Consider the following 8,406-nt stretch of genomic DNA (forward strand, 5'->3'; position numbering starts at 1 on the left):
TTGACTGAATTGCACAAAAAAACCAATTCTATTACACGAGAATTGGTTTTTTTGCGTATAACGAATAGAGATATATCTAGGCGTTTAAGGAGTTGTATCTTATATAATTTAGTCTAACATTAATAAAAAGAAAATTCAAAAATATTCACTAGGTTTGTTGTTTATAAGGAATTATAAAACATGAAATTTTGCATATTTTCTAATTAATTCCCGGAAATAGGAATTAATGATTTATAATAAATAGATGAAATACCCTTTCAGTTTCCGATGAACTGTACTTTAGTCTGTTGTTAGTACGAAGTCTTTTAAAAGACTTCGTACTTTTTTTATTGTCGACCAAGACTATGTTGTAAATGCTCATAGCATTGTATGTTGAATTTCAATTGTAAGTTCCAAAGTAAACTTTTGAATATTAGTTTACTTTCAAATTATTGATTTTATAGAACTTTAAGAGATTTTTAGAAAAATAGACATTTCCATAAAGAAAGTATACATTCAGAACACAAGAATAAAAGGATTTCCACACCAGACCTTTGCCCCTTAGTCTTCGCAGTAAGGAAAGGCGCCTGTGTTAGCCTATTCGGACTAGCCAGTCTGTTTGCGAAGTGGGGGCAAACAGAAGGAAGGCATTAAACGGGATTTTATACTATGGTAAAAAACATTATTTATTGAAAAATAAAAAGCCACATTAATGTGGCTTTTGTTATCTTGTTTTTGTAATTGAACTAGATACAGAAGAACCATTAGAAATACTTATATTCCAGATTGTATCACCTGTGAAGAATCCACTTTGAAGTGTTACATATCCACGAGCTTTTGCCGGTTTACCACTAGATAGTATACTAGTAGATTTATTACTATAGGAACCATCGTTTATTCCTACTAAGAAATAATCCCAGTTTTTAATTGTTACGCTACCATCTCGCCAGAAAGTACATAACCATTTTCCTTTATAAGTAGCAATGGAAAGTCCACTAGCATAGAAAGTTTTTGAATGAGTAACATATGATGTTGAAGAAAAAGAATCAGAGAAAGCAGGTTCTGTTTTCACAGTATCTACAACTTTTAGGCCGTTAGAAGCTGTATAAGATGAAATAGGATTTTCTTTTGTTGCAGGTTGCATGTTATTGTTAATTTCTTTTTCAATTTCAGGAGTTAAATATGTATCTAAGCTAGGTTGTTTGGAAATTTCGGCAGCTTGCACATATTTGTTTGGTAATGAAAATGTACTAATCATTACAATTGTTAAGATGAAAAATAAAATTTTTTTCATAATTGTCCTCCTTGATATTATTATTTGGTACATTTATTATGATAATACAAAATATTTAGAAAATAAAGACAGAAATGTAAAAAGGAGGTTTATTTGTATGTATTTTATATTGATCCTTTTTTGTACGATTATTTCAACGATAATTGGTTTAGTTGTTTATAATTTAATTTCTAGTAATAAAAATGTTTTTGGAATTTTATCTGTAATATTGACAAATGTAATATTGATGTTGTTTTTTAACATGATTTCATTGATTTGGTGTACTTTAATTGCAATTGGTATATATGTTATAGTTCTTAAAATACGTTTTAAAAGAAATATAACTAATTAATAGATTTAAAAGATTATTTAAAGGGCCTTAATTGGCCTTTTTTTGTAATTTGTAAAAAGGAAAGGGAACTATTTATAGAGTTTTTTTAACTAATTCTGTTTTTTGTTGTTTGGATATTTTGTGGAATTAATATAATTATAAATATGAAATTGAATTTATTTAATATTGGGGTTTGTGTAGTAACAGAACAGAAACGGCAATAACCTATATTTTCGCTTCACCATAGCTAATAATAGAGTGTTTTTTATCAAAAAAATAAATATCTTACTGATTAAAAACTCAATATTTGTTAAATTTATCAAAAACGGTTGTTATTGTTAATTTGATTATGATAATAGTTTTGATAACGTAGTCTTAACGATTCAAAGCCTAATTTAACACAGTTTTTATCATTATCAAAAACCCTGATTTTTGATAACATGATTAAGTCTTATTGCCGTTCTTGTTCCATTACTACACAGACCCCATATTTTGTTATTAATTTTAATATAATGGTGGTTTAGTGAACTTTGGTATATTCAGTTTTTCATTTATAAAAAATAAAGTATAAGAAAACACCTTCATTTTTTGAAGGTGTTTTCTTATACTTTATTTTTATCGGTTAGAATGTGTTTGTAAAAAATAATCAGGTCGTGCGGGTGCACCACCACCGTCTCCTATATTTACAGCTTGATTTTTAAAAGAGTCGTTTAATCCTAACGATAGGATACTAATTAAAGATATTCCAAGTATAGTTAGATAAACTTTTTTCATTATTTTAACGCTCCTTTTTCTAGTTCGTTTTTTTGAGCTGTATTGCTCATATAAAAATATTGACTTGCTTTGTTATGGTTGTTTTCTTCATAAAATCTTAGAGCTAAGATATCAGCATATTCTTTTACACATTCCCATAGTTTTTCTTGTTTAAAGTAAGTAATACCTTCTGAAATTGATGTTTCTAAAGTTAATATAGGAACTTTATTATTGAGTGCTTTTAAGATTTTAAAACGATGTTGGAATTCTTGATTGTTAAAGTCGTTACTAAGTTTTAAGCCTTTTTCAATTAGTTGTTCAGCGTAATTATGGTCATTTATTTTATAGTATTCAAATGCTTCTACGAAAAATGCTTTGAAATGATTTGGATTGTTTTTTGTTACTTCGGATACATGACGAATTGCCAGTTTAGATAAATTTTGTTTTGAATATAACCAGGCTAAATTATGTCTTACCATAAGCATAGAGTTTTTATGGTTATTTTTTTGGAATGTGTCTAGGGCTTTATTAAATGATTCCTCAGCTAGTTCGAAATGTTTTAAGTCAATACAACATAGGCCTATAAAGTTGTCACATAGTGCTATATTTATTTCATAACCTTCATGTTTTGAAAATTCTTCTTTAGCTAATTTTATATAATCAAGAGCTATTACTTGTTTATAGATTTGATAATAAAAATATCCCATTCGATAATTAAATTCAGCATGTTCTATTGGATCAGGAATGTGTATTAATAGTTCTTTTGCTTTTTCATAGTGTTCACTTGCTTCAGTGTAATTGGATGTTAAAGTAGAATGGAATGCTTTAAAGAAGTGATAATAATAAGCTAGGAAGTCATCTGCTGGAGTTGTGAAATTATCCATTTCATCAAAACTGTTTTCGTTAATACTTATCCAATCCGTTAATGCTTTGTATCTAAAATCCAATAAAGAATAGTATAAGAGTAAGTTTTGATTTTCTTTGACATTGTTAATTTCACTGTCTATATATTCTTTTAATTGTTTTGCTTTAACTAATTGTTGTTTTAGCATGGATTGATACCAGTCATTTAATAATTTTGTTATTTGTTCATTTTCTAACTGAACATTCATAGAATCTTCCCCTTTTCCAAAATTATCTATATCTTGTTTTTACCATGTTATCATGGTAGTACATTAGATTAACTTTTAAATAAGTTGATATATATTATTTTTAATATTCTGTTTATTTTATCTTTGTTTTTATATGGATGACAAAAAGCCCTTTTATATCAAGGGCTTTTTGCTAATGGGCGTAAATAAGATATTAGTCTTATTGACATTTTTAGGATATCAAATTTAGTTAAAACTGTATATATTTGTTTTTCGGAATATAAAAAGTCAGACAAGATATAACAAAAAAAGCCATTCATGCTATAATTGAGTTGTCTAAGCTACAACTATAGGAGAAGGGCTTTTCTTACTGTTATACAATTAATTAGAGTGTTCAGACTCGAATTAATTTATCTAACTACATAATAACAAAATAAAAGTCTCTTCGCTAGTTGTAAATACTAGGAACGAGGAGAAAAGCATGACCAATACCATTGATTTTAAACAAGTTGAGAAAAATGCAAGAATACGTGATTTTGAGAATGAAAAAGAAAAGTTTAAACAAGATCATAACGGAATTAATCAAGAAGAAATAAATCAAGCAATGCAAGTATTAAGTAAAGCTACTGGTGGAAAAGAAGTTTTTATAGGTACTAAGCGTTCTCCACAATCAAGAGTGAAATTCGCTCAATTCATTCAAGATAATATAGATCAATTAGAAGAAATAAATTATCTTGATAACAAAGAAATTGTGGTTATTTGGAAAATAAGTAGAAAAATAGGTTTTCTATCAAATTGTATTGTAGATGATATACATAAAAAAAATCCTGTTCCATTAACTCAAACAGAGATTGCCTTATTGTTAAAAAGAACTAAAAATAACATTAATCCTATTATTAAATCATTAGTAGATAAAGGGATTTTAGCTGTTTCAGAGATTGGAATTGCAGGTAATAATGTTAGAGCCAATGCGTATTTTATGAATCCAAATATTATTTTTGCAGGTAATAAAGATGATGTTAATCCAACATTGAAAGCGATGTTTCATAGGGTTCCAAAAGAATTAAAAAACTTACCTGTAAAATTATTTTAAAGCTGAAATTTTCAGCTTTTTTTTGTTATTTTTGAAGTTCTTAAAATCAAGAACTTTAGTTCTTGATTTTAAGAACTTCAAAAACCTTCTTAAACCCTTGATATAATTATGTTTTTATCCTCAAACAAGGGATGTTTACTCTCACTCTCTATATAAGGGCTAAAAGTTCCGCAAGGAACAGGTCGTATTTTTGAGTAAAAAGCACTCAAAAATCTCCACCTTTTTCACTACGTTTCATCCTTGCCAAACTTTTTTCGGCTGGTTTTTAGCTTTCGCCAAGCCGAACAGACCAAAAACGGGGTTAAGTTGCTCGACTTGGACTAGCAATTGTACCAGCCGAACCGCCAATTCTTCCGTTCAAAGCATGATTCTTTTTCCATATGGATCAACGCTATGTGGGGTTTAGCCCCCACACGACTAGCCAGCACTCACACCCAAAAACAAGGGGGAATTACATTATTTAGTTAGTAAATATTTGTATGTTTTTTGTCACAAGTAGTTACATTTTGAATTTGAAAATCGTGTTACCTTTATAAAAGGTTACCGAAATATAATAATTATTCAGGGAGACAATTTATGAAAAAATTATTGATTAGTTTTATTGCTATTTTATTTTTTATTTGTGGCTTTAACTTGAAAGCGTTTGCTGCTGAGGAAGTTATTGATTATCAATCTCTTTATAATCAAGCAATTCAAGAAGGTGTTTTAGATCAAAATAGTGTATCTTATAATGAATGGTTAAAACAAAATAAAGAAGAATTTATGCCTATATATCAAGATGGCTTAAAACAAGGTGTTTTTCTAGAACCGTTATCTTATAATGAATGGCTAAAATTAAATAATTATGGACAAGCACCAATGGGAGATACTGAATTTTTTGATGATGTGACTCCAAAAGGAAGTTGGGGTGGATTTACTTTAAAAGCTGGAGATATATTTATAACAAATGCAACAAGTTCAGCAGGTATAGTAGGACATGCAGCTATTGCTAATGGTGATAATTATATTTTACATATGCCTGGTGCTGGCCAAGGAAATCAACAATTATCTACATCTAATTGGATGCAAAAATATACTGCGTCAGGAAAATGGATTAAGGTTTATCGATTAAAAGATCAAACACTTGCTAGGGATGTAGCTAGATATGCTGATAGAAATTTTTATTCCACTACTGGAAGTGCAACTAAAAATGTTTATTTAGATTATGGTATCGATACACATCTGTATCAAAAAAATCCAACTTATTGTTCTAAGCTAGTATTTCAAGCATTTTATTTTGGTTCTGGATCAAGAAATGTTATGCAAGCGGTTAGTGGAATCGTAACTCCTTATGGTTTAATTGATACTTTTACTTCAGCATATAGACCGTCATTAGTAAAAACATATTAATAAATAATTTAGGAGGATTAAATTTGAAAAAAAAAAGATGTTAATAATGATGACTATCTTTATATCAATAGTTTTAGTAGTTAGTTTTGTTTTATTTAATAGAGTACATGCGAAAAAATCTATATATAATTACATTGCTAGACAAGGAATACAAGAAAGTCAGTTGAAATATATTGATTTTCGTAAAGACTTTAAAATAGGTGGATATTGGCTTGCTGTTTATGTTGAAGGAGAAAATCCTGATATTTATTATGAATATTCTTATCAAGATAAAAAAGTTAATTTTCAAGCTTACTTTAATTCTGAAAAAGCTATAAAGAAAAAAATGTGGGGTGGAAGTGGACTTACTGAAACAGAGATGAAAAAATTAAAGTATCCACCTTTGTAATAATAAACAGTATAAAAAAGAACTTAAATAAAGGATAAAATAAAGACTAATTAGTATTAAATAGATAAGTACTAATTAGTCTTTTTATTTTTTTTTAATTTAGTATTAATTAGAATTAAGAGTTTGATAAAGGATTTAATGAGCGATGGGGGTAACTTGCAAAGTGACTATTGGGAGAAGAAAAATAAGCGGTAAGTGTCAATGGTAAGCGGACTGGAATAGATCAGCGGTTTGTGCTGATCTATGAAAGGAGCATTAAGGAATGGACACGTGCAGCCGATTTTCCATCCTCTTGGCAGTTCCTCAAAACGAACCGTTTTGGGGACGCCAACCGGCGAGGAAGCCCCTCAAGGATTTGAGGGGTTGGGGAGTTCGATTGATGGGGTCAAGGGGAAGAGTTCCCCTTGTGGGGTGTGGGGCAACGCCCCTGGTCTTTATCACGCTGTGGCGTGATTTGGCGAAGCCAACGAGGTCTCGCAGAGCCCACACCAAATGTAATTTGGTATAGTGGGCTATACCAAAACTTTGGATTCGCTCTCTCGATATGTTATGATAACCTTAAAAGTAGTCCTCTTACGGAAGACAATTGTGAGGGAAAAACATGAACAAATTCGCAATCATTCACATGCAGAAATTTCAAATTTCTGATGTGCAAGGGATTCAAAAACATAATCAAAGACAAGGAAAAAGTAAATCAAATTTAGACATCGATTATTCGAAAAGTGAACAGAATTATGATTTGTTGAATCAACAAAAAATTAGATATGAAAGCACAATTAAACAAGAGATCAGTGAGCGAGTAAAACGAAAGCCACGGGCAAATTCTGTTGTGCTTTCAGAATTTGTAGTAACAGCTTCGCCTGATTACATGCATTCATTAAGTTTAGAAGAACAGAAACGTTATTTTGAGAGTTCACTAGATTTTATTCAAAAGCGTTATGGCAAACAAAATACGTTGTATGCGATGGTTCATATGGATGAAGCGACACCACATATGCATATTGGTGTGATGCCAATTACAGAAGACAATCGTTTGTCCGCAAAAGATATGTTTACGAGAAAAGAATTGATATCTTTGCAACAGGACTTCCCGTTGGAAATGCGGGAAAAAGGTTTTGATGTAGATCGGGGAGAAGGTTCTGAGAAAAAACATTTATCGCCTCAAGCCTTTAAGGAAAAACAAGATTTAGAAGTAGAAGTGGAACAGTTATCCAATGTAAAAACGCATTTAAAGACAAAAGTAGTGGAAACGCATAATCAATTACAACAAACCACAAACTACATCGAAAAACAGAATGAAACGTTACAAAAAATTCAGCAACAATTTTTGAGTTTAGATAAAAAAATAAAAGAAAAGAAACAGGAATTTGAAACGTTTCGAAATCAAATTCCGGATAAGCCAGTGTCAATGTCTTATTTGCGAGAAGAAACAAAAACAGAAGTAACAACGAAACTGTTTGGAAAGCCAGAAATTACTGAGAAGAAAACAGGAAACATTGTGGTTACACGTGAGCAATGGAGAGATATGACAGAAAAAGTGAATGCAGCCGTTATTGTTAAAAAAGATTATGAACGTTTACAGAAGACGGATCTTGTAAAAGAGAATCAAAGTTTACGAGAAGATAATAAATATTTAGAAGAAACAATAGAGGGGAATAATCTTGCTTTAAAACATTCTTATAAACAAAATCGGGAATTAGAAGAAGTAAATAAAGAATTGCATACTGAAATAGGCACTTTAAAGGCTCATATAAGAGATTTACAGATGAATATAAAGGTTTTATATCAACAGACGAAAAAAGTCTTTAAAGAGCAATTTAAGGCATTTAGAGGACTTATTAAAAACGAACTGGATATGAAGGGTGTAGATAATCAATTTGAACGTGAACATACAAGAGAAATAAGAAGTAGACAGAAAGGATATGACATGGAACGTTAGAAACGTTTTGTGATATACTATAATTATTCATCACTAACTAATTTATGGGTTTCATCCATTTAAAAATCTCTTTATATGTGTGCATATAAAGAGATTTTTTGCGTTTATGTAATTAAAATTATGTTAAGATTGATAAGACTACATTTGAAAATGTGGGTTCAAGTTGCTGT

Annotated in this window: 7 protein-coding genes; 4 read left to right on the forward strand and 3 right to left on the reverse strand. The window is 29.9% G+C overall.

The features are described 5' to 3' along the window. Nucleotides 1-703 precede the first annotated feature (703 nt). From MHB52_RS36645 to MHB52_RS36655, 3 genes are all read right to left on the reverse strand, one after another. Nucleotides 704-1,273, reverse strand: coding sequence for a hypothetical protein (locus MHB52_RS36645; RefSeq protein WP_000721788.1), 570 nt, complete (start codon nt 1,271-1,273; stop codon nt 704-706). Nucleotides 1,274-2,198: 925 nt separating this feature from the next. Further along, nucleotides 2,199-2,357: a hypothetical protein gene (locus MHB52_RS36650; protein ID WP_000758643.1), complete on the reverse strand. Its 159-nt coding sequence runs from the start codon at nt 2,355-2,357 to the stop codon at nt 2,199-2,201. Beyond that, nucleotides 2,357-3,448: a response regulator aspartate phosphatase gene (locus MHB52_RS36655; protein WP_001102654.1), complete on the reverse strand. Its 1,092-nt coding sequence runs from the start codon at nt 3,446-3,448 to the stop codon at nt 2,357-2,359. The genes MHB52_RS36650 and MHB52_RS36655 overlap by 1 nt, the downstream gene beginning before the upstream one ends. Nucleotides 3,449-3,908: 460 nt before the next feature. On the opposite strand from MHB52_RS36655, the gene MHB52_RS36660 reads away from it, so the two are divergent. From MHB52_RS36660 to mobV, 4 genes are all read left to right on the forward strand, one after another. Continuing rightward, nucleotides 3,909-4,520, forward strand: coding sequence for a hypothetical protein (locus MHB52_RS36660; protein ID WP_000185570.1), 612 nt, complete (start codon nt 3,909-3,911; stop codon nt 4,518-4,520). Nucleotides 4,521-5,096: 576 nt separating this feature from the next. Beyond that, complete coding sequence (locus tag MHB52_RS36665; RefSeq protein ID WP_000734782.1) at nt 5,097-5,909, forward strand: hypothetical protein; 813 nt, start codon at nt 5,097-5,099, stop codon at nt 5,907-5,909. Nucleotides 5,910-5,946: 37 nt separating this feature from the next. Continuing rightward, a complete protein-coding gene (locus MHB52_RS36670) occupies nt 5,947-6,297 on the forward strand; it encodes a DUF3139 domain-containing protein (protein ID WP_021729366.1) in 351 nt (116 codons plus the stop codon). Between the two features lie 601 nt (nt 6,298-6,898). After that, nucleotides 6,899-8,236: a MobV family relaxase gene (gene mobV, locus MHB52_RS36675; protein ID WP_001031676.1), complete on the forward strand. Its 1,338-nt coding sequence runs from the start codon at nt 6,899-6,901 to the stop codon at nt 8,234-8,236. The last annotated feature ends 170 nt before the right edge of the window (nt 8,237-8,406 follow it).

The sequence above is a fragment of the Bacillus sp. FSL K6-0073 genome (genome assembly GCF_038006085.1).
In the GTDB taxonomy this organism is placed as follows: domain Bacteria; phylum Bacillota; class Bacilli; order Bacillales; family Bacillaceae_G; genus Bacillus_A; species Bacillus_A cereus.

Bases quoted from the DNA above. Each gene is read 5' to 3' on its own strand.
- MHB52_RS36645 (WP_000721788.1), bottom strand. From the start codon at position 1,273: ATGAAAAAAATTTTATTTTTCATCTTAACAATTGTAATGATTAGTACA.
- MHB52_RS36650 (WP_000758643.1), bottom strand. From the start codon at position 2,357: ATGAAAAAAGTTTATCTAACTATACTTGGAATATCTTTAATTAGTATC.
- MHB52_RS36655 (WP_001102654.1), bottom strand. From the start codon at position 3,448: ATGAATGTTCAGTTAGAAAATGAACAAATAACAAAATTATTAAATGAC.
- MHB52_RS36660 (WP_000185570.1), top strand. From the start codon at position 3,909: ATGACCAATACCATTGATTTTAAACAAGTTGAGAAAAATGCAAGAATA.
- MHB52_RS36665 (WP_000734782.1), top strand. From the start codon at position 5,097: ATGAAAAAATTATTGATTAGTTTTATTGCTATTTTATTTTTTATTTGT.
- MHB52_RS36670 (WP_021729366.1), top strand. From the start codon at position 5,947: ATGTTAATAATGATGACTATCTTTATATCAATAGTTTTAGTAGTTAGT.
- mobV (WP_001031676.1), top strand. From the start codon at position 6,899: ATGAACAAATTCGCAATCATTCACATGCAGAAATTTCAAATTTCTGAT.